This window comes from Mycobacteroides immunogenum (assembly GCF_001605725.1).
In the GTDB taxonomy this organism is placed as follows: Bacteria; Actinomycetota; Actinomycetes; order Mycobacteriales; family Mycobacteriaceae; genus Mycobacterium; species Mycobacterium immunogenum.
The window spans coordinates 918,762-939,668 of the sequence record NZ_CP011530.1; the positions used below are offsets into that span (position 1 = coordinate 918,762).

Consider the following 20,907-nt stretch of genomic DNA (forward strand, 5'->3'; position numbering starts at 1 on the left):
GTTAGGAAGCGATGAATCGAGAAACCTTCTCCAGTCTGTTCGACCTCACGGGACGCACTGCCATTGTGACCGGAGGCACCCGCGGGATCGGACGGGCCATTGCCGAGGGGTACGCCTGCGCGGGTGCCAATGTCGTTGTGGCAAGCCGTAAACCAGAGGCATGTGTCGAGACAGTCGAGCATCTGCGCGCCCTGGGCGCGCAGGCCTTGGGGGTACCGACGCACACCGGTGACATCGAGTCCCTCGAACAGCTGGTGCAGGCCACCGCCGACGAGTTCGGCGGTATTGACATCGTGGTGAACAACGCCGCCAACGCCCTCGCAGAACCTGTCGGCGCCTTCACCTCCGACGGGTGGGATAAGTCATTCGGTGTGAACCTGCGTGGACCGGTGTTTCTCGTACAGGCCGCGCTACCGCACCTGGCGGCGAGCCGCAACGCGGCAGTGCTGAACGTGGTCTCGGTGGGCGCCTTCATGTTCGGACAGGGCGTTTCCATGTACTCGGCAGCCAAGGCCGCCCTCGTCTCATACACCCGCTCGGCCGCGGCGGAGCTTGCCCCACGCGGTATCCGTGTCAACGCGCTCGCGCCCGGCGCGATCGATACCGACATGGTGCGCAAGACGCCACCCGCGGAAGTGGAACGCATGGCCGGCGCCAATCACCTCAAACGGCTGGGGCTGCCCGATGAGATGGTGGGTACCGCACTTCTCCTCGCTTCCGACGCGGGCAGCTACATCACGGGGCAGACCATCATTGCCGACGGCGGGCTGGTGGCCCGATGATTCGTACTGGGCAGCACGACAACGGAATTCTGGTGGTCACCATCGATCGCCCCGAGCGCCGCAACGCGTTGGACCCGCAGACGGTGGCCGAGCTGCATTCGGTGATCGACAAGATTGACGGTGATCCCCAGATCCGCGTGGTGGTTCTCACCGCCGAAGGCGCGTCGTTTTGTGCCGGGGCCGATCTGAAGTCGCTACCAAGCGATTTCACCAATACCGCGGCCACTTCAACGGCGGCGCTGCTCGGCGCTACTGACTCCGAGCTGGTGCGTACCCTCGCTGCCCAGGAGTTGATGGCATCGCTGTTCGAACGGATTCACCGGATGCGTCAACCGGTCATCGCGGCCGTCAACGGCCATGCGGTCGGTGGGGGATTCGCGTTGGCGCTCGCCTGTGATATCCGGTTCGCTTGTCCGGAAGCGGCTTTCGGGGCCGTATTCATTCGTCACGGCGTGTCTAACTGCGATATGGGTACCAGTTATCACCTGCCGCGTCTGGTGGGCGCGGCGCGCGCGGCCGAGCTGATGTTGACGGGTCGCATGTTTGGTGCCGAGGAAGCGCACCGCATCGGCCTGGTCTTCGATGTGGTGCCCGCCGAGGCTCTTCTCGAGGCGGCGCTGGCCAAGGCGGCGGAGATCGCCGCACACTCGCCACTGGCGGTCTGGATGACCAAGGAGACGATGTGGCAGACGGTGGATGCGCCCAGCCTGCGCCACGCGCTGGACCTGGAGAACCGGACCCAGGTGATGTGCACCGCCACGGGAGAACTGCGCCGATCCTTCGACTCCTTCCGGGACGGACACGGTTAGCCCTCTTCGGGAGGACCCGCCAAAATCGCCGTCACCATGTCGATCAGCTGTGCGTTCATCTGCTTGTCGTCCAGATAGGTTCCGCTCAGCGACATCAGACGATTGGTGTGTGCGATATCGCCGAGTACCACACAGGTCAGCGTCACCGCCTGGGTGACCCCGAACCGGATGGACGGCAGCGGTGCGTCCGGCCGCAATCGCAAGATGAGCTCTTGCAGTCGCGCGGCCTGTGGCTGGAAGCTCACACTCATGGGTATCAATGCGGCATGGCCGCTGATCATGAGCTTGCCGAGCGTGGAAAGCCATGCCGTAGCGCCTTCTTCGCCGATTTCGGCCAATGGAATGACAATTGCTTCGGCGATGGCGCGCAGCGTTCCAGCGGTCTCGGCGACATCCAGGAGGGCGAATCGTCGCTGCTCGATCTGATCCAGATACCTGTCGAGCAGGGCCTCGACGAGCCGCTCTTTGGATCCGAAGTGATAGTGCACCGAGGCCACATTGGTGCCGGCCGCCGCCATGATGGCGCGCAGCGACACCGCATCCACGCCGCGTTCGGCGAACAGGCGTTCGGCGGCATTGAGTAGCCGTTGGTCGGTGGGATCATGTGCGAATCCCGGGTGCTCGGCCGCGGTGCTGGTCATTTTCCGGTGAACCGTGCCTCTCGCTTTTCCTTGAACGCGGTCAACCCCTCGCGCGCGTCTGCCGAGGTGATCACCTGGCGGGTGAGTCGGGCCTCTATGGCGCGCGCGTCTTCCTCGGCGATCCATCCGCTGCGCACAATCGCCTCCTTGGCGTTGCGCACGGCCAGCGGGCCATTCCGCACGACCCGCTGGGCCAGGGCGCGTGCCTTTTCCAGCGCGGTACCCGCGGGCACCACATGTCCCACCAGCCCGAAATGGTATGCCTCGTGGGCGGTCAGCGGCTCGCCGGTGAGAATCATCTCCATGGCCTTGGTGTAGGGAATCTGGCGCTTGAGTCGGACCATCGAACCGGCCCCGGGCACCAGGCCGCGCTGTACCTCGGGAAAGCCAAAGGTCGCGTTCTCGTCCGACACCCGAATATCGGTCTGTTGCAACATCTCACAGCCACCGCCGAGACAAGCGCCGTTGACCGCCGCGATGAGTGGTTTGGTCAGCGTATGCGTGAGCAGCAGGCCCTTGCCGATGACAGCCGGATCCAGTGGTGGCGCCGAGCCGTCGCGGACCATCCAGCCGTCACTCAGATCGCCCCCTACGCAGTAGGCGGAGCCGGCACCCGTAAGGATGGCGGCCCGAATGTCGTCATCGCGGTCGATTTCATCCCAGGCCTGTGCGAACTGCCCGATCATGTTGGTGGATAGTGCGTTTCGGCGATGCGGTCGATTCATGGTCAAGATGACGATGGGCCCGTCCCGCTCGACAAGCAACTCTGGCGCTTCGTTCATGGCTTCTCACGTCCCACCACCCACAACGCGTGGAACTGCGACGCACCGCCCATGGCGTGACCTATCGCGCGTCTGGCGCCGTCGACCTGGTGTTCTCCGGCCAGCCCCCGCACCTGTAGGGCGGCCTCGGCGAATCGGAGCAGACCCGTGGCCCCGGTGGGATTACCCGAAAGCACACCGCCGGACGGATTGATGGGATGTCTACCACCGAATGTGGTGTGGCCCTGGTCGACGGCACGCCAGCCCCACCCCTCCGGTGCCAGCCCGATGTTTTCCATCCACATGGGTTCGTACCAGCTGTACGGGATGTAGAGCTCGGAGACGTCCACCTGGGTGGCCGGATCGGTGATGCCGGCCTCCCGATACGCGGCGGCGGCGCACTCCCGGCCGGCGATGGGGTTCACCTCATCCCGGCCCGCCAAATGCCCTGTCTCGGTGCGCCATCCGGTGCCATGAACCCAGGCCGGCGGGCGTGGAGCCAGCCGCGCGTGGACCTCCGAGGAGATGACGACGGCACACGAGCCGTCCGATGACGGGCACGATTCCAGAAACCGGATCGGGTCCCACAACATGGGTGAGTCGCGTACCTCTTCGACGGTGATGTCGGGCTTGTGAATGTGCGCATAGGGATTTCGGATGGCATTGAGACGGTGATTCACTGCCACCTGCCAGCCGATATGTTCCGGCGCCTGGGTGCGGCGGATGTATTCCCGGATGACCGGCGCGAAGTGGCCGCCGGCGCCGGCACCCAGCTGAGCGCTGAACGGTAGCGGCCGTGACAGCGCCCAGGTGAAGTTGCCTTCGGATTCTTTGGAGTACGCGACTACCAGCACCCGCCCTGCGAGTCTGGCCTGGATGAGATGCGCGGCGTAGATGGCAGCGTGTCCACCCACGCTGCCTCCGGTGAACACCCGGGTGACCGGCAGGCCGCGCGCCCCGATCGCATCGGCGAGATACAGCTCGGGGTTCATCACCCCGTCAAAGAGATCCGGAGTCTTGGCGAGCACGATCGCGTCGATGTCGCCGAACGTCAATTCGGCATCGGCGAGTGCGCCGTCCACCGCCTCGCGGACCAGCGCCGCGATACTCACCTCGCGCTTCTTGGCTTGCTTGCTTTGTCCGACACCGATCACGGCAACGCTGCGGCTCATCCGCTTGTCTCCAGTAGACAGACCAAATTCTGTTGCAGTGCAGGACCATTAGTGGCATGTGCGAGCGCACGGGTAGCGCGTCCCTGCATGATGGTGCGGGCGGACTCACCGATGCGGATCAATCCCGTAGCGGTGGTGGGCGCGCCCGCCAGCGGCCCGCCCGATGGGTTGACGAGCGCGTTCTCGATGCCGAAGGTCTTGGTGAGCAACGGTTCGGCGTAGCTGTATTCGGTGTGAAGTTCGGCGACCTCCACGTGTGCCGCAGAGAACCCGGCCATGACGGCTGCCTTCTCGGCGGCGATTCGGGCCGACTCGAGTACCGCCAGATCGCGCGATCCCGGGTAGTGCGTGTCCATCCGGTGATCGATCGCCCGTATCCACGCGGGACGGCGGGTCAGGCGCCGTGCGACGCGCTCGGTGGCCAGGATCAACACCGCGGCACCGTCACCGATGGGAGCCGCGTCGTGTTGGCGTAGCGGTGAGGCGATGTACGGTTCGTCCAGCAGGGCCTCGACTCCCGGCGCACCTGCCCTGAGCGCGAAGGGGTTTGACAGCGCATCGGTCAGCGACTGATTGACCACGTCGGCCATCTCACGCTCCGTGGTGATACCGGCCTCGATGGTGGCGGCCGCCTGCAGTCCGGCTATCGCATGACGATGCGGGTGCAATGGAGTCAGGTAGTACGGATCCAGCGTGGAGGGCAACACCTGGTCGAGGTCGATCGATAGCGCACCCCGTCCTACTCCGTACACCAGCGCGATATCGCCGTGCCCCAATTGGAGCCAGGCCCACGCCTCGTAACAGGCCCAGGCGGCATCCATTTCGACGTGCGATTCTGAAATCGGGGGCCAGGCACCGATGGCGTCGAGGGATTCGATGTATGCGAACGTGCGGCCCTCGAAGAAGTCATGACTGCCCGAGGCGTAGAAGTCGATATCCTCGCGGCGCAGGTCCACCTGTGCGAGGGCCTCACGGACCACCGGCAGCAGTATCTCGGCCATATCATCACGCAGATTCGCGGGACTGCAGGGCGATTGGGCAAAGGAGACCACGGCGACGTCACGCATGGGCGGCCTCGCTCGATGACGGGCGGAAGTACCGGATGCTTTGCATGGTGGCCGCAAGATCGTCGTCGCCCACCCAGACTGGTTCGACCGTCATGCCGATGGACACCGTGCTCGGCTCGGTGTCGCCGATCATGTGCATGAGTCGGGTGTCGGCACCGTGTAGTCGGATGTGGGCCACCGGGTAGGGCGGCGTGAAGACTTGCCCCGGAAAGGGGAAGCTGACAATGCAGAAGGTCTCTACGGTGCCCGTTCCGGCGAGCGGGAACGGGTCGCCGAGTTCGGTCAGGCATCCCGAACAGAACTGTGGCGCAGGGCAGTACGTGCGCGTGCAACTCGGGCATCGGCGTGCCAGCAGGAGTCGCCGCGCCAGTCCCCGCAAGAATATCGAGCGGCCCGAACCCGCGATGTATGTGTAGTCCATACGGAATGGGCTGCTGATTGAGGAGACGGGCTCGGGTAGTGCGGTCACTGCGCACCGGCGGGCTGGAAGCAGATGATGTCGGTAATGGCACCGACGCGGTCCGGGCGCCAGCGGGGGGCGACCGTCAGTCCCGTCTTCATCGCCTGGGGATTGCCTCCGACATCGACCGCGTGGAACAGCGAGTTGGAAGTTCCCTTGATGCGGATCAGGGCCCACGCGAAGCTGGTCTCCAGCTCATCCGCGGGCCGCGGTGGCACCCAGGTCCATTGCAGGACAACACCCCTCGGTTCGAGCTCGACCAGTGCTCCGGTGGCGCTGCCGTCCGCGGGATCGAATTCGAGCGCCGGGCACAGCACCTGGCCGCTGGCGGTGCGCACTCCGAACAGCCGGGCATCGCGCAGACCCCCGAGGAAGGCGCCGATCTTGGGGCCAACGGTCCGTTCGAATCCGAACTCGATCGTGTACGGAGCGCGCAGAGATTCGGCGGTTTGGTCGGTCACTGCCCTCCCAGGGAAGGTTTCTATCGACTGATTAAATCAAGCGATAGGACCGTAGCACGTGGATGATTGGCGCCACAGACTTACCTCACGTAGGGCAGCCCGCGTGCGGGAGTGGATGCGTGGTGAAGAGCGACGGCCGACTAACGCGGCGGCGGTGGCTTCAAAGCCCTTTCCAGCTGCGGTGTCAGTTGTTCCAGGGCATAGATCCGGGCCAGCGGCCCCCCGAGCCGCAGGGCACTCACCACGGGGCTGTCCGCCGGAATGTAGATGGCACGCCCCTCGGTGACAGCGCGCAGATCCGCCAGGCCGCTCATGGATTTGGCCTGTTGTTCGGTCGCGCCCACCACGACCAACAGATCCTGATCTGCCTTGGCCTTCAATTCGTTATCGGGTACGGGCCCCGCGTAGCGCTGGCTCAGGAATCCCAGACCGTCAAAGACGGCCCGGCGCGGATCGCGGAAACCGATCAGAAAGCTGCCTTGTCCGTCGGCAACCCAGTCGACAACCGCGGTGCGGTTGACCCAGTACTGGTGCCCGGTGCGTATCTGGTTGTACCGAGTCCCGACCTCTTCCGATCGCATGCGTGCCTGCTCGGACTTTCCTATCGCCCGCCCAATCGTGAAGAGTTGTGTGTACCAGGGAGTTTCGGCCCGATCGACACGGTCTTCGGAGACCACGGTCGGTGCGATCTGGCTAAGCCGGTCGTAGCTGGGTCTGTCGATATCGGCGCCGATGGCCAGGATGACATCGGGTTTGGCGGCCGCGATGGCGTCGAAGTCCAGCTGCGCACCGGAAACGACGGGCGGATGCGAGACCTCGGGAACCACCCAGGGATACATGGGGTATTCCGGCAGCGTGGACCGGACCCCGTCGGGCTTGGTGCCCAGTGATTGCACGAGATCCGCATCGTTCCACCCCAGTGTCACGATGCGGTTGGGTCGCGTCGGCAGGAATGCGCCGCCGTACCGATGCGGGATGCTGAGCGGAAAGCCGTCCGGACTTTGGGTTGGTGTCGGGGCAGCCGACGGACGTTGCTCGCGGGAGCACCCGGCCAGCGCCAGCAGCATCAGTAGCGCGGCAATCATGCGCCACCCGGCTGTTGCCATGCCGAGCAAACTACCACCGGTCAGCGGCGATAAACGAATGTGACCCGAATCGGCTCGGGGTGAATCGAACGACCGGCCATCGGGTTGCACGCCTACCACCTGCGGGAACGTCGCCAGGCCGGATACCGGTAGCTGGGTATGACCGTTGACGCACTCTTGGGACCTTCATACGTTTGCGCCGTTCCCAGCTCGTGCTACGGGTCAGAGCAACAGTGCAATAAGCCTGCAATAGGACACCGATGATTAAGCATCTCACCCGCCGCGCGACGGTCGCCCTCGTCGTGGCAGCCGCGGCGATGTCGCCTGCCGCCTATCCTGCCATGGCCGATACCGCCACCCCGCTGAACGGCCTCTTTGCCTTGGCACCCGGCAGCTGCGCGGAGGGGCGCGCCACCGGGTCCTACTTCCGCATGATTCTGCCTGCCGGAGATGCCTCCGGTCCCTACCTGGCCAACGGCGATTCGACATGCTCGGATAACACCGTCACCCTGCTGGCACCGGGTAGCGACGGCGGCCTGAAGTCGGGTGAGTATCAGCCGCAGCCCGCCAGCGCATTCGACGGAAGCGGAAATGCGGTGTCCGGCAGCATTACTCAACCTGTCAAGTTCTATGGCGTCGGCTTTGCGACCGCGTCCAACCAGACGGACCCGCAGACCGGCCAAGGCACCTCTACCCCACAGATCACGGTAAGCGGCGACAAGCTCGGCGGCGATCTCAGTGCCTTCGGGGTGACCTGGAACAACCAGGTGTTCAATCAGGGAGCGCCGAAACCTGGTGGTGCACTTCCCGGTAAGACCACTGCGGTGACAGGCACCTACGACCGAAACTCCGGTGCCTTCATCCTCGAATGGACCAGCCAGATCGTGGGAGGCCCGTTCAACGACTTCACCGGGCTGTGGCATCTGGTCGGCAAGGTCGGGGGTGCGCCCGGTGGCGCGGCCGTCGCACCACCGCCCGCTCCCGCGCCGGGTGCGCCGCCACCACCCGCCGCCGAGGCTCCGCCGCCCGCCGTGGCACCGGTGGCGCCTGTTCCGGGCCAGGTGGTGGTTCAGGCGGGGCAGCAGTTCGCCTCGCCGCCACCGTTGTCGGCAGGCCAGCAGCTGATCGCGCTACCCGTGGACGATAATCCCCGTACGGTGACGCCGCCGTGGGTCATCGCGCTGCTGGTCTTCGTGGCCATTGGTGGCGGCATCCTGTTTGTGGTGGGGGAGCGGATCTTCGGTCGTGGGCGCTGAGGCTCTCGCGCGTGGGGCCGACTCTCAGCCGGCCGGTCCCACGCCGGCCCTGCCCACGTATGCCGACATCGTGGGCGAGCAGGCCGTCGCCGCCGAGGCGGGTCCGGTGCCAAAAGCCCGGTGGCCGTTCATTGTGCTGATCGTGTTCGGGGTGCTGCTGTTCGCGCTGCCGGTGCTCACCGGCATGTTCACCCGGGCCGCCGGCGGTCAGCAGTTGCTTACCGAATTTCGTCCCTTCGTCTCCGCCGAGGTGCTTGCCAAGTTCCGCGGCTACCTGGATACCGTCGATGCCGCGCGCACCGATGTGCAGGCAACCCGGGCGACTGCGGGCGGACACTACGAGCGGCTGGATTCCTTTGTCACGCAATATCCGTCAATCCGAAACGATATGAATGGTCTGCTGGACGCGGTGGGCGGCCAGGTGCACAACTACGAGCAGTTGCGCGCCGTGGGCCCGTTCGACGTACTGCCATTTCTCTTGGCGGTACCGGGTCTGGTCCTGATCGGCGCCGGAGTGTGGGGGCTTCGGCGTACGCGTGACAATGAGAAAGCTTTGGGTGCACGGATTCTTGCCGTTCTGGCGGCAGCTGTACTTATCGTGGTTCCGTTCGCGGATGGACTCTTCACCCGGGCCCCCGCGGGTGCTCAGCTCATCGACGCCTTTACTCCGATCATGACCCACGAGCGAGTGGCGGCGGTGCAGCAGCATTTCGTGGTGCTGGTCGCCGCGGAGGGGGAGTTGGATACCCAGTTCCTGGGCGATCTGCGGCGGCAAGACCCGGCCCGTGCGGTACCGGGCATTGACGCATTCGTATCCCAATGGCAGCCTATGACAGCCGATTTCGCCTCACTGATCGGAGTGATGGCCGACAACGTGGACAACTTCGGCAGGGTGGTGGCGCTCGATCGGATCACCGCCCCATTCGGATTCCGGTCATTCAACTACTTCGGGTGGTTCTTTCTGGTGCCCGGTGTGCTGGCGGCGGTGGTCGCCCTCGACTCGAAAGGGGTGCTTCGATGGCCCAACACAAAGTGACGGCGAAAACGATGCTGCGTTGTGCGATCGGGATGACGCTGGCAGCCACGGTATTGGCGACGGCGCCCGCCTGCGGTTCGGAGAAGCCCGCCGAGTCCGCACTGAAAGGGCTGCTGGCGCTGGAACCCGGAAAAATAGAGGGCAACAAGCTCAGCGGCACGTGGTTCAAGATGGTGCAACCGGGCGGAAACCCGCAAGAGGGTCCGTTCATGCCCAACGCCAATTCCCCGGTCCCGCAGGGAGCCGCAACACTCCTCGCGCCCGGTACCGATGGTGGGCTGGTGTTGGGTGACTACCAGGGTGAGCCTGACCCCGCGTTCGATGAGGCCACCGGCTATTCGCTGGCGTCGCGGGTGACGCAGCCCACGAAGTTCTTCAACATCGAATTCGGCATATCTACCAACAAAATTGACCCGCAGACCCAGCGTGAGCTATTGGCGCCCACCGCGACGATCTCGGGGGACACGATCGTGGCGGACCTGTCGGCGTGGGCCGCTTCCTGGAACCGGCAGGAGTTCAACCAGGGCGCCCCCAAGCCGAAAGCCAAGGAACAGGCCCAGATTCCCGGCGAGGCACGTGCCAAGCAGGTCTGGGAGTTCGTTGCCGGACGGTGGGTGGGACACGACTCCGTAGACGGCGAAAGCCCAAAGGCTACAGGGACGTACGACAAGGAGACCAAGAAGTTCACCCTTGACTGGACAAGTCTCATCGTCGGCGGACCGTTCAACAGCTTCACGGGGGTGTGGCATCTCGAAGGTGTGGTGAAGGAACGATGAGCGAAACTCCCGCCGAAGAGACGGCGCCGATCACCGCGGCGATCAGGAAGCCGTCGCGGGAACGTGTATTCGCCATCGCCGTCCGGGCATTCGCGGCGGTGACGGTGATCGGCAGTGTCGCTGCCATCACTCAGTTGTCGTATTCGCCGCCGCGTGCACCCATCGTCGGCTATCAGATTGTGAATCGCGACGGTTCGATTCCCGAAGGTGCGATTCCGATCCCGGTGCCGCCGCCGGGGCCGCAGTTGGTGGCGCCGCTGCCTCGTCCTCAGCCACCGTCGCATCCGCCGGGTCCGGTCGCGGCTGGACCATTTGGCGCGCTGCCCTCGGTGACTGATCGCGGTCTGCCGATATCCGTCGCTCAGCCTTGCCCTTTCGGCTGGCCGGCCCCCGGTCCGGATGAGCAGGGTGGATTGGCCTCACTCATCGATGTGGCGCCGGCGGCGGGTGTGTTCTCCTCGGAGGCATTCGCCCCGGCCACCGCCTACGAACCGATCCTGAAGATGATGGGTCCGGTGCTGGCCCGGATCTCCCCGCTATTGTCCCGGCATCCGTGGATGATTGACCAGTTTGTCACCCGGTTCCAGACCATCATGGTGCGTGTTCTCGAGGCGATTCTTCCGTACTACGGCCCGTACCGGAACGATGTCCTCAAGGCCGAGGGTGATCTCGCAAAGGCGTTGACTCCCTTCCTGGAAAGTCTGTACAACACCCCCACGGCGCAATGCCTCGTCGCCTGGGAGGCGCAGCGCATCCGGGATGCGCGCGGGGGGCGCCCGCCGGCGCTGCGTCTGCACGATCTCGGCAAGGTGATCGACCTGTTCGAGTCGACGCACTGGCGGGAGGACGACGACCATCCACCACCCGCGCCGCTGCCGGTCTACGAGTACACCCCGCCGCCTGCCCCGCCACCTGCGTCGGATGTGCCCTCGGCCCCCAGCACGTCGCGACCGGTGATACCCAATTTCCCCACCCCGACTCCCGCACCGGCGCCCGCGCAAACCTCGTCACCCGCGATCTCGTCGTCGCTGTAGCCGCACTTCCCAACCAACGGGTTGACTGGCTAGGGTGGCCCCATGGCTGACACTGGCGTCAAGACAGGCCCTCTCGCGGGCGTAAAGGTGATCGAACTCGGTGGCATCGGACCTGGTCCTCATGCGGCGATGATGTTGTCGGACTTGGGTGCAGACGTCATCCGGGTGCGGCGACCGGGTGGACTCGCGATCCCCGCGGAGGAGCGCGATCTGTTCCACCGGGGTAAGCGTCTGGTCAACCTGGACGTCAAGAAGGACCCCGAGGCGCTGTTGGCCCTGGTCGACAAGGCGGATGTGCTGTTGGACCCATTCCGTCCCGGGGTGTGCGAGCGGATCGGGATCGGGCCCCAGGAGTGCGCCAAGCGGAACCCGCGGCTGATCTTCGCCCGGATGACCGGCTGGGGCCAGAACGGCCCGATGGCTGAGCGTGCCGGGCACGACATCAATTACCTGTCGTTGACCGGCGCCCTGGGGTCGATGGGCTACAAGGACCGCCCGCCGATGCCCCCGATGAACCTGGTCGCGGACTTCGGTGGTGGCTCAATGCTTTTGGTGCAGGGCATCTTGGCAGCCTTGTACGAGCGCGAGAAGTCGGGCAAGGGGCAGGTCATCGATGGTGCGATGGTGGACGGTGTGAGCCAGTTGGCTCAGATGCAGTGGACGATGTACAACAACGGTCTGCTGTTCGACGAGCGCGAGGCCGGACTGCTCGACGGCGGCTCGCCGTTCTACGGCACCTACGAGACCTCCGACGGCAAGTACATGGCGGTGGGATCGATTGAGCCGCAATTCTTCGCGATCCTGGTGCAGGGTTTGGGACTGGATCCGGAGAGCGTTCCGTTCCAGCTGGACAAGGCGCGCTACCCCGAGATGCGCAAGATGTTCGACGATGCCTTCAAGACCAAGACGCGCGACGAGTGGACCGAGATCTTCATCGGCACCGATGCCTGCGTCTCGCCGGTGCTCACCTGGGGTGAGGCCAAGGAGAACGATCATCTGCGTGACCGTGGCACCATCGTCGACGTCAACGGCGTGACGCAGGCCGCGCCGGCGCCGCGGTTCTCGCGGACCCCGAGCGGGCCCATCGAGGCGCCGCCGAAGGACACGACGGAGCTCTCCGATATCGGCTGGTAATTTAGCCGGGATTATCAGTACTAGGTACTGGTAATCTCACCCTAGGCAATGACGCTATGAGGAGGCTCGATGACCAGTGCCCGACATGCCGCCGATTCCCGGTTGGCCGAGGTGACCTATGCCGGACCGGAGTGGATGGGTAAGGCCAATTGGCACTCGGTGGCTGAGACCTACCTGTTCAAGGCGCTGGGCAAGCCGGGTCTCTACGCGTTGACCCGGCTGATGCTGGCGATCAATCGCCGGTTCCCCGATGCGCTGCTGAACCGGCGATACGACGGGCTCGAGCGCTTCATGGGCTGGGTCCCGGGCGTATCCGGGACCCGTACGGAGCGTGTTGAACTCGCGAACTGCCCGGCGGAATGGACGTGGAACGTCAAGAACGAGCCGGAGCCGGACGCACCGGTGGTCATCTACTTCCACGGGTCGGCGTTCATTGCCTTGGGTATCAACAGTCATCGGCCGCTGGTCAGCCACATCGCGCGTGACTCCGGCGCGCGGGCATTGAGTGTGGGTTACCGGTTGTGCCCACGCAATCTGGTGGAAGACGCCGTCGCCGACGGCGTCGACGCGTACCGCTACGTGCTGAGCCAGGGCGTCGATCCCGACAACATCGTGCTCGCGGGCGATTCGGCCGGTGGTTTCCTGGCGGCGATGACCGCCGTCGCCGTGCGTGATCAGGGGCTGACGCCGCCCGCGGGCTGCGTGCTGATCTCTGCGGCGACCAGTAACGACATGGAGCCCAAATACGCTGTCGGCAAGCGTGTTGGCGACGCCATGTTCCCGGTGGACTTCCTGCGGATGATCAACGAGGTCTTCCTGCTGCGCAACGGGGCACGGGAGCCGGGGCCATGCCCAGCCGATGCCGACCTGTCGGGCCTGGGCCCGTTCCTGTTGCAGGTGGGCTCGCAGGAAGCGCTGCGTCCTGATTCCGAGCTACTCGCCGAACGCCTTGTCGCAGCGGGTGTTCCGGTGCGTCTTCAGATCTTTGACCGTGCCATCCACGTGTTCCAGGTATTCGCGATGACCAACCCGGACGCGCGGCGGGCGGTCGGGGAGATCACCGAGTTCATCAAAATCCTGCCGGGTCTGGCCAAGGCCCGGCACCGTCCCGGAGAGGCAACGGCCGAACTAGGCTCCTAGCCGCGCCAGGCGGGCGATTGCCTCATCGATCACCGCGTCGCGTTTGGCGAAGGTGAACCGCACCAGGTGATTCCATTGGTCGGCGTACCTGTCGCAGAATGCGCTTACCGGAACTGCTGCTACACCAACGGTTTCGGGTAGGCGCCGGCAGAGTTCCGCGCTGTCGCCGAATCCCAGTGGTCGCGGGTCGGCGCAGACAAAGTACCCACCCTGGCTGCTGTGCACCTCGAACCCCAAGCCGGCCAGTGCTGTGGAGAGCCGATCGCGTCTGCGCTGCAACGACTCTCTGAGGTTCTTGACCCACGCCTGCTCGGTATCCAGCGCCACCGCCACCGCGGGCTGAAACGGGCCGCCGCCGACATACGAGAGGAATTGCTTGGCGGCCCGCACGCCCGCAACCAACTCCGTTGTGCCGCAAGCCCAGCCGATTTTCCAGCCGGTGCAATTGAACGTCTTGGCGGCGCTGGAGATCGTCACGGTGCGTTCCGCCATCCCGGGCAGGCTAGCCATCGGAGTCTGCGTACGGCCGTCGAAGAGCAGTCGTTCGTACACTTCATCGGAGATGACCAGTAGGTCGTGTCGCACCGCGAGCTCGGCCACCGCGGCCAGCTCGGCATCGGTGAACACCTTGCCCGTCGGGTTGTGCGGCGAGTTGATGACCACCGCCGCCGTCCGCGGTGTGATCGCCGCGGCCAGCGCATCGGTGTCCAACACGAAGCCCGCGCCGTCGGGAACCAGGGGCACCGGTACGCGGATCGCGCCCGCCATCGCCACCACCGCCGCGTACGAGTCGTAGTACGGCTCGATCAAGATGACCTCGGCCCCTGGCTCGACGAGCCCGAGCAGGGCGCCCGCGATGGCCTCGGTGGCGCCGACCGTGACGAGCACCTGCGTGTCCGGGTCAAGCTCCTCGCCGTAGCGGGCAAGCCGATCGGCGGTGATGGCCCGGCGCAGCTCGGGAACGCCCAACCCGGGTGGGTACTGATTGAGACCGGAACGGATGGCCTGCTGTGCCGCATCGAGCATGGATGCGGGCCCGTCCTCATCGGGGAAGCCCTGGCCCAGATTGATCGCGTCGTGCCGGACGGCCAAGGCCGACATCTCGGCGAAGATCGTTGCGCCGAAAGGGCGCAACCGCTCGACGGTTCTCTGATTCACGCTGGCCCGGGTTCGGTGTGCGCCGGCTTCATGCCGGGCAGCCTACCGCCGGAACTAACAGCTGGGCGGCTCGAAGGACAGGTCGGTATCCGGGATTGCGCAGAAGTAATGGCTGACGCCGGGATTGCCCCGGTCATGGCTGTCCACGAACACCTCCACGTCGCGGTTGGCGTCGTACACGCGGTAATAGGTAGTGGTGTCCTCCAGGAAGAAATTGGCGACCGTGGTCACCAGCTCGGCCCCGGTGCCGCTCGCGCGGGCGCGGCGCATGCAGTTCAGGTAATCCGGCGGTATGTCGTGCGATGGCGGCAACATGCGTAGCCGGCCGCAGGACTGCAGCGGCGCCCGCTGTTCGAACGCCATATCAGCGGTGAGCGGATCCGGCTCGGCCAGCGCCAGCGGTGGGCAGCCGGCCGCGACGACAGCCATGATGGCCGGTGCCGCGCAGAAGCGTGTCAGCATCCCCGCAGATTCGCGGTAGCCGTGCGACAGCGGGAGGTTTCGGTGAAATCTCGTCGAAAAGCACCGCAAACCAGGCGTCCGCCTTGGGGCGCACCCCAGGCCGCGGCCCCGTTGCACCCTTCCCGCGCCGCGAACATGGCACGAATCGGGGCAGGCCCGATGAACACCGGTCTTGGTGGCCGCGATGGGTCCACAGCGCACACGGGACGCGGGTGCGCGCCGTTCCCAACCAACGGGTTGGGAGGGCTGCTTACCATGGGGCCACCTCCCTGGTCTAACGTAGGGCTGTCTCGGCGAAACTGACCCGGAGTCAATCCGGATCCAGGGCCGGGTCGCCCGCACCACATGCCCCCATACGCACCCCGATAAGGACGTATACCCATGACTGAAGCATTCATCTACGAGGCCGTCCGTACGCCTCGCGGTAAGCAGCGCGGCGGCGCTCTCAACGAGGTCAAGCCGCTGAACCTGGTGGTCGGCCTGATCGAGGAGATCCGGCACCGCCACCCCGACCTGGACGAGAACCTGATCAGCGACGTCGTGCTGGGCGTCGTATCCCCGGTCGGCGACCAGGGTGGCGACATCGCCCGCACCGCGGTGCTGGCTGCCGGCCTGCCCGACACCACCGGTGGTGTGCAGCTCAACCGGTTCTGTGCCTCCGGCCTGGAAGCCATCAACATCGGTGCGCAGAAGGTGCGTTCCGGCTGGGACGACCTGGTGCTCGCCGGTGGTGTGGAGTCGATGTCGCGCGTGCCGATGGGCAGCGACGGCGGCGCCTGGGCGTCCGACCCGGCCACCAACTACGACGTGTCCTTCGTTCCGCAGGGCATCGGTGCCGACCTGATCGCCACCATCGAGGGCTTCACCCGTGACGATGTCGACGCCTACGCCGCCCGCTCGCAGGAGCGCGCCGCAGCCGCATGGTCCGGTGGTTACTTCGCCAAGTCCGTTGTGCCGGTTAAGGATCAGAACGGCTTGCTCGTTCTCGACCACGACGAGCACATGCGCCCCGGTACCACCGCTGCCGACCTGGGCAAGCTCAAGCCCGCGTTCGAGGGCCTGGCCGCGCTCGGCGGCTTCGACGACGTGGCGCGCATCAAGTACCACTACGTCGAGAAGATCAACCACGTCCACACCGGCGGCAACAGCTCGGGCATCGTCGACGGCGCCGCCCTGGTGCTGATCGGCTCCGAAGAGGCCGGCAAGTCGCAGGGTCTGACCCCCCGCGCCCGCATCGTGGCCACCGCCACCTCCGGCAGCGAGCCGCTCATCATGCTGACCGGCCCCACCCCGGCCAGCAAGAAGGTGCTCGACCGCGCCGGACTGACCGTGGACGACATCGACCTGTTCGAGCTCAACGAGGCCTTCGCCTCGGTCGTCCTGAAGTTCCAGAAGGACCTCAACATCCCGGACGAGAAGCTCAACGTCAACGGTGGCGCCATCGCGATGGGCCACCCGCTGGGCGCCACCGGCGCCATGATCACCGGCACCATGGTCGACGAGCTGGAGCGTCGCGGCCTCAAGCGTGCCCTTATCACCCTGTGCGTCGGCGGCGGCATGGGTGTAGCCACCATCATCGAGCGAGTCTGAGCTAAGGGAGCGAGAACTTATGTCTGCAAACACAATTCAGTGGGAAAAGGACGCCGACGGCATCGTCACCCTCACCCTGGACGACCCCAACGGCTCGGCCAACGTGATGAACGACGACTACAAGCAGTCGATGGCCGCGACCGTCAAGCGCCTTGTGGAAGAGAAGGATTCGATCACCGGCGTGGTGATCACCAGCGCCAAGAAGACCTTCTTTGCCGGTGGTGACCTGACCAAGATCATCCAGATCCAGCCGGAGAACGCTCAGGAGGCCTTCAACGAGGTCGAGGAGATCAAGGCCGACCTGCGTACGCTGGAGACCTTCGGTCGTCCGGTCGTTGCCGCCATCAATGGCGCGGCACTCGGCGGTGGCCTGGAGATCGCGCTGGCCACCCATCACCGGATTGCGGCCGACGTCAAGGGATCTCAGATCGGTCTGCCCGAGGTATCGCTGGGCCTGCTGCCCGGCGGCGGCGGCGTCACCCGGGTTACCCGCATGCTCGGTATCCAGAACGGCTTCGTGACCGTGCTGGCGCAGGGCACCCGCTTCAACCCGACCAAGGCCAAGGAAGTCGGCCTGATCGATGAGCTGGTCGGCTCGGTCGACGAACTGATCCCCGCGGCCAAGGCGTGGATCAAGGCCAACCCGGAGGCCGTGCAGCGCTGGGATGTCAAGGGCTACAAGATCCCTGGTGGCACCCCGTCGACCCCGGCACTGGCGGCCATCCTGCCGTCGTTCCCGTCGAACCTGAAGAAGCAGCTCAAGGGTGCGCCGATGCCCGCCCCGCGGGCCATCCTGGCCGCCGCGGTCGAGGGCGCGCAGGTGGACTTCGACACGGCCAGCCGCATCGAGAGCCGCTACTTCACCAGCCTGGCCACCGGCCAGGTCGCCAAGAACATGACGCAGGCGTTCTTCTTCGACCTGCAGCACATCAACGGCGGTGGTTCACGTCCGGACGGCATCGCCAAGCAGGACATCAAGAAGATCGGTGTGCTGGGCGCGGGCATGATGGGCGCCGGTATCGCCTACGTCTCGGCCAAGGCCGGTTACGACGTCGTGCTCAAGGACGTCAGCGCCGAGGCCGCAGCCAAGGGCAAGGCCTACTCGGAAAAGCTTGAAGAGAAGGCTCTTTCGCGTGGCAAGACCACCGCTGAGAAGTCGGCGGCGCTGCTTGCCAAGATCACCCCGACGGCCGACCCCGCCGATCTGGCCGGTGTCGACTTCGTGATCGAGGCGGTCTTCGAGAACACCGAGCTCAAGCACAAGGTGTTCCAGGAGATCGAGGACATCGTCGAGCCCAACGCGCTCCTCGGCTCCAACACGTCGACCTTGCCCATCACCGGGCTGGCCGCGGGTGTGAAGCGCCAGGAAGACTTCATCGGTATCCACTTCTTCTCGCCCGTCGACAAGATGCCGCTGGTGGAGATCATCCGTGGTGAAAAGACCTCGGACGAGGCGCTGGCCCGGGTGTTCGACTACGTGCTGGCCATCAAGAAGACCCCGATCGTCGTCAACGACAGTCGTGGTTTCTTCACCAGCCGCGTGATCGGCACCTTCGTCAACGAGGCCGTCGCCATGCTGGCCGAGGGCGTCGAGCCCGCGACCATCGAGCAGGCCGGCAGCCAGGCCGGATACCCGGCTCCGCCGCTGCAGCTCTCCGATGAGCTGAACCTGACGCTGATGCAGAAGATCCGCAAGGAGACTGTGGAAGCCGCCAAGGCCGAGGGCAAGGAACTGCCGGACGATCCGGCGGGCCGTGTCATCGACACCCTGGTTGAGGCGGGCCGTCCGGGCCGTCTGGGCGGTGCCGGTTTCTACGACTACGTGGACGGCAAGCGCACCGAGCTGTGGCCCGGTCTGCGCACGACGTTCAAGACCCGTGCGGGTAATGACCCGGCGAACCCGCCACTGCAGGATCTCATCGAGCGCATGCTGTTCGCCGAGGCCATCGAGACGCAGAAGTGCTTCGACGAGGGCGTGCTGACCTCGACCGCCGACGCCAACATCGGTTCGATCTTCGGCATCGGCTTCCCGGCCTGGACCGGCGGTGTGCACCAGTACATCCTCGGATACGACGGGCCGGCCGGAAAGGGTAAGGCCGGTTTCGTTGCTCGTGCAAAGGAATTGGCCGCCGCCTACGGTGACCGCTTCAACCCGCCTGCGTCGCTCCTGGACGCGTAACAGGCTCGCAACAAGCCCTCAGCCGCTCACCCTTCGGGGTGGGCGGCTGAGGCCGTTTCAGGGCCGATTCTGTCCTGCCGAGCAACGCATGACGGGGCCCGGAGCGCCCAGGGGCGTGGCCCAGGCCACAGTGCCGCGCGTTGCGGGACGTGGCCCACAAAATGTCGCGCGGATGTCGTAGGTTCTCTGAGGGCACTACGGACATAGTTGTTGGGACTTCGCGTGACCAGAGGTGAACAGCCAGGTCATACGGTATTTCCGCACTAAAGTTATATTTGCTGGAATTAGGTTACGGTAAGTCTTTCGGGAAGTTGCTAGAAATCAACTTTACGCTGTGTTACGCACAGTTCATTAGCTATTTCTTTGACGTAACGTACCTTTGCGCGATATTTATTCGCTACGCTGCCCGCGACGGGTAATCTCTTTGCCACTTGCAATGTGGCGGGTGAACCGAGTTTGGTTCGGCTTATTTTCAAGATCGCTGTACAGGGATAGGGACGATGGTTGCACTTGGCACGATCCACGACTGGCGCCCGAAGCCCGGGACCGTCATCTCATGGAGCGCTTCACCGCGTGCCCGTGAAGTCGCGGCGCAGGCGCCCACCAGCGCGATTCCTCCCAGCTATCAGCAAGCTCAGCATCTGCGTTCGTATCGCGATCTCGCCCGGCAGGACCGTGAGATGGCCCGGCTCGGCATCGGCTCCTGGGACGTTCCCGGTACGTGCGACGTCGACGCCATGACGGCGGCCATCAATGCTCATTTGCGCCGCCACGACACCTATCACTCATGGTTCGAGTTCGACCCGGCCGACACCATCGTGCGGCATGTGATCGACGATCCGGAAGGCATCGACTTCGTGCCCCAGGACCATGGGTTGCAGGGGCCGGACGAGATCCGGGCCCACCTGCTGCGGACCTCCGGCACCCCGCTGTCCTGGGACTGCTTCACCTTCGGCGTGATTCAGCGCGCAGACCACTTCACGGTCTACATCAGCGTCGACCACCTGCATACCGATGGCATGTCGACCGGAATCCTGTACATCGAAATCCAGCTGATGTATGCCAGCCTGCTGCACGGTTCGGCACTGCAACTTCCGCCGCCTGCCGGGTATCTGGACTTCTCCGCACGCGAGTTGGCGCATAACCAGGCGATGACCCTCGATTCGTTCGAGGTACAGACCTGGCTGCGGTATGCGCGGGACAACGGTGGCACCCTGCCGGACTTCGCGTTGCCGCTCGGCGACCGGTCCGAGCCCAACGTGGGTGCGATGGTCGCCATACCGCTGCTGGACGCCGAGGAGACCGTGGCTTTCGAAAAGGCGTGTGAACAAGCGGGTGTGCGATTCAGTGGCGGGGTGTTCGCATGCACCGCGCTGATCGACCGTGAGCTCACCGGAGCGGATTCCTTCTACGGCATTACTCCGTACGACACCCGCAGCGGTGCCGAGGAGCAGATGTCTGTCGGGTGGTACGCGAGCTTCATTCCCTTTATCGTCGACATGTCGGATGACTCCTTCGCCACCGTGGCACGGTCCGCGCAGAAGTCTTTCGACGAATGCCAGCCCCTGGCCAAGGTGCCGTTCGAGCGGGCGCTGGAACTTGTAGGTCCGGATTCGGGGCTGAGCGCTCCGGAGTATGTGGTTCCGATGGTGTCCTTCCTGGACGCACGCAAGATCCCGGTCAGTGCTGAATGGGATCGCATCAATGGTGGAATCTACGGGGACAGCCGTTCTTCCGACCAGGTCTGTATGTGGGTCAACAGGTTTGAGAACGAAACAAACCTGACGATCTCGTTCCCCGACAATGCCGTCGCCCGTGAATCTGTGTCGCGCTATTTCGAAATAGCACGCCTGGTTTACCAGCGTGTAGCGCAGTCACAGTTCGTTTCCTGAATCCGCGGCACA

At 65.0% G+C, this 20,907-nt stretch carries 20 protein-coding genes; 11 read left to right on the forward strand and 9 right to left on the reverse strand.

Annotated features, from left to right (window positions below; translation table 11 throughout):
- Window positions 1-11 precede the first annotated feature (11 nt).
- Together ABG82_RS04650 and ABG82_RS04655 are read left to right on the forward strand one after the other, a co-directional pair.
- Entirely contained in the window at window positions 12-782 is a 771-nt protein-coding gene (locus ABG82_RS04650; RefSeq protein WP_043079215.1) for an SDR family NAD(P)-dependent oxidoreductase, read from the forward strand.
- On the forward strand, window positions 779-1,591 hold the full coding sequence (locus ABG82_RS04655; RefSeq protein WP_043079214.1) for an enoyl-CoA hydratase/isomerase family protein: 813 nt from the start codon (window positions 779-781) through the stop codon (window positions 1,589-1,591). Before ABG82_RS04650 ends, ABG82_RS04655 begins: the two co-directional genes overlap by 4 nt.
- On the opposite strand, the gene ABG82_RS04660 is transcribed toward ABG82_RS04655, so the two are convergent.
- The 7 genes from ABG82_RS04660 to ABG82_RS04690 all read right to left on the reverse strand — a co-directional run bounded on the left by ABG82_RS04660 (window position 1,588) and on the right by ABG82_RS04690 (window position 7,259).
- On the reverse strand, window positions 1,588-2,232 hold the full coding sequence (locus ABG82_RS04660) for a TetR/AcrR family transcriptional regulator (protein WP_043079213.1): 645 nt from the start codon (window positions 2,230-2,232) through the stop codon (window positions 1,588-1,590). The two genes, ABG82_RS04655 and ABG82_RS04660, sit on opposite strands and share 4 nt — an antisense overlap.
- Complete coding sequence (locus ABG82_RS04665) at window positions 2,229-3,014, reverse strand: enoyl-CoA hydratase-related protein (protein WP_043079212.1); 786 nt, start codon at window positions 3,012-3,014, stop codon at window positions 2,229-2,231. Before ABG82_RS04665 ends, ABG82_RS04660 begins: the two co-directional genes overlap by 4 nt.
- Window positions 3,011-4,165, reverse strand: coding sequence for a thiolase domain-containing protein (locus ABG82_RS04670; RefSeq protein ID WP_043079211.1), 1,155 nt, complete (start codon window positions 4,163-4,165; stop codon window positions 3,011-3,013). Before ABG82_RS04670 ends, ABG82_RS04665 begins: the two co-directional genes overlap by 4 nt.
- On the reverse strand, window positions 4,162-5,232 hold the full coding sequence (locus ABG82_RS04675) for a thiolase domain-containing protein (protein ID WP_043079210.1): 1,071 nt from the start codon (window positions 5,230-5,232) through the stop codon (window positions 4,162-4,164). Before ABG82_RS04675 ends, ABG82_RS04670 begins: the two co-directional genes overlap by 4 nt.
- Entirely contained in the window at window positions 5,225-5,701 is a 477-nt protein-coding gene (locus ABG82_RS04680; RefSeq protein ID WP_043079209.1) for a Zn-ribbon domain-containing OB-fold protein, read from the reverse strand. Before ABG82_RS04680 ends, ABG82_RS04675 begins: the two co-directional genes overlap by 8 nt.
- On the reverse strand, window positions 5,698-6,153 hold the full coding sequence (locus tag ABG82_RS04685; RefSeq protein ID WP_043079208.1) for a PhlB family protein: 456 nt from the start codon (window positions 6,151-6,153) through the stop codon (window positions 5,698-5,700). The genes ABG82_RS04680 and ABG82_RS04685 overlap by 4 nt, the downstream gene beginning before the upstream one ends.
- A gap of 140 nt (window positions 6,154-6,293) precedes the next feature.
- A complete protein-coding gene (locus ABG82_RS04690; protein ID WP_054173201.1) occupies window positions 6,294-7,259 on the reverse strand; it encodes an ABC transporter substrate-binding protein in 966 nt (321 codons plus the stop codon).
- A gap of 239 nt (window positions 7,260-7,498) precedes the next feature.
- Here ABG82_RS04690 and ABG82_RS04695 point away from each other — a divergent pair, with 239 nt between their 5' ends.
- The 6 genes from ABG82_RS04695 to ABG82_RS04720 all read left to right on the forward strand — a co-directional run bounded on the left by ABG82_RS04695 (window position 7,499) and on the right by ABG82_RS04720 (window position 13,614).
- Complete coding sequence (locus tag ABG82_RS04695) at window positions 7,499-8,494, forward strand: hypothetical protein (RefSeq protein ID WP_043079207.1); 996 nt, start codon at window positions 7,499-7,501, stop codon at window positions 8,492-8,494.
- Window positions 8,484-9,530, forward strand: a complete 1,047-nt coding sequence (locus tag ABG82_RS04700; RefSeq protein ID WP_043079206.1) for a hypothetical protein — start codon at window positions 8,484-8,486, stop codon at window positions 9,528-9,530. Before ABG82_RS04695 ends, ABG82_RS04700 begins: the two co-directional genes overlap by 11 nt.
- The gene (locus tag ABG82_RS04705) at window positions 9,512-10,306 is read left to right on the forward strand and encodes a hypothetical protein (protein ID WP_043079205.1); all 795 of its coding nucleotides are present in this window, start codon (window positions 9,512-9,514) and stop codon (window positions 10,304-10,306) included. Before ABG82_RS04700 ends, ABG82_RS04705 begins: the two co-directional genes overlap by 19 nt.
- Window positions 10,303-11,340, forward strand: coding sequence for a hypothetical protein (locus tag ABG82_RS04710; protein WP_043079204.1), 1,038 nt, complete (start codon window positions 10,303-10,305; stop codon window positions 11,338-11,340). Before ABG82_RS04705 ends, ABG82_RS04710 begins: the two co-directional genes overlap by 4 nt.
- Before the next feature lie 42 nt (window positions 11,341-11,382).
- Window positions 11,383-12,474 (forward strand): CaiB/BaiF CoA transferase family protein, encoded by a 1,092-nt coding sequence (locus ABG82_RS04715; RefSeq protein ID WP_043079203.1) that lies wholly within the window; start codon window positions 11,383-11,385, stop codon window positions 12,472-12,474.
- Window positions 12,475-12,543: 69 nt separating this feature from the next.
- Window positions 12,544-13,614 (forward strand): alpha/beta hydrolase, encoded by a 1,071-nt coding sequence (locus tag ABG82_RS04720; RefSeq protein ID WP_043079202.1) that lies wholly within the window; start codon window positions 12,544-12,546, stop codon window positions 13,612-13,614.
- Here the strand turns inward: ABG82_RS04720 and ABG82_RS04725 are convergent.
- Together ABG82_RS04725 and ABG82_RS04730 are read right to left on the reverse strand one after the other, a co-directional pair.
- On the reverse strand, window positions 13,603-14,772 hold the full coding sequence (locus tag ABG82_RS04725) for a pyridoxal phosphate-dependent aminotransferase (protein ID WP_043079201.1): 1,170 nt from the start codon (window positions 14,770-14,772) through the stop codon (window positions 13,603-13,605). The two genes, ABG82_RS04720 and ABG82_RS04725, sit on opposite strands and share 12 nt — an antisense overlap.
- Window positions 14,773-14,826: 54 nt before the next feature.
- A complete protein-coding gene (locus ABG82_RS04730) occupies window positions 14,827-15,234 on the reverse strand; it encodes a hypothetical protein (protein WP_043079200.1) in 408 nt (135 codons plus the stop codon).
- A gap of 381 nt (window positions 15,235-15,615) precedes the next feature.
- On the opposite strand from ABG82_RS04730, the gene ABG82_RS04735 reads away from it, so the two are divergent.
- From ABG82_RS04735 to ABG82_RS04745, 3 genes are all read left to right on the forward strand, one after another.
- A complete protein-coding gene (locus tag ABG82_RS04735; RefSeq protein ID WP_043079199.1) occupies window positions 15,616-16,824 on the forward strand; it encodes an acetyl-CoA C-acetyltransferase in 1,209 nt (402 codons plus the stop codon).
- A 19-nt stretch (window positions 16,825-16,843) separates the two neighbouring features.
- A complete protein-coding gene (locus tag ABG82_RS04740; RefSeq protein ID WP_043079198.1) occupies window positions 16,844-19,003 on the forward strand; it encodes a 3-hydroxyacyl-CoA dehydrogenase NAD-binding domain-containing protein in 2,160 nt (719 codons plus the stop codon).
- A 500-nt stretch (window positions 19,004-19,503) separates the two neighbouring features.
- Complete coding sequence (locus tag ABG82_RS04745; protein WP_043079197.1) at window positions 19,504-20,895, forward strand: condensation domain-containing protein; 1,392 nt, start codon at window positions 19,504-19,506, stop codon at window positions 20,893-20,895.
- The last annotated feature ends 12 nt before the right edge of the window (window positions 20,896-20,907 follow it).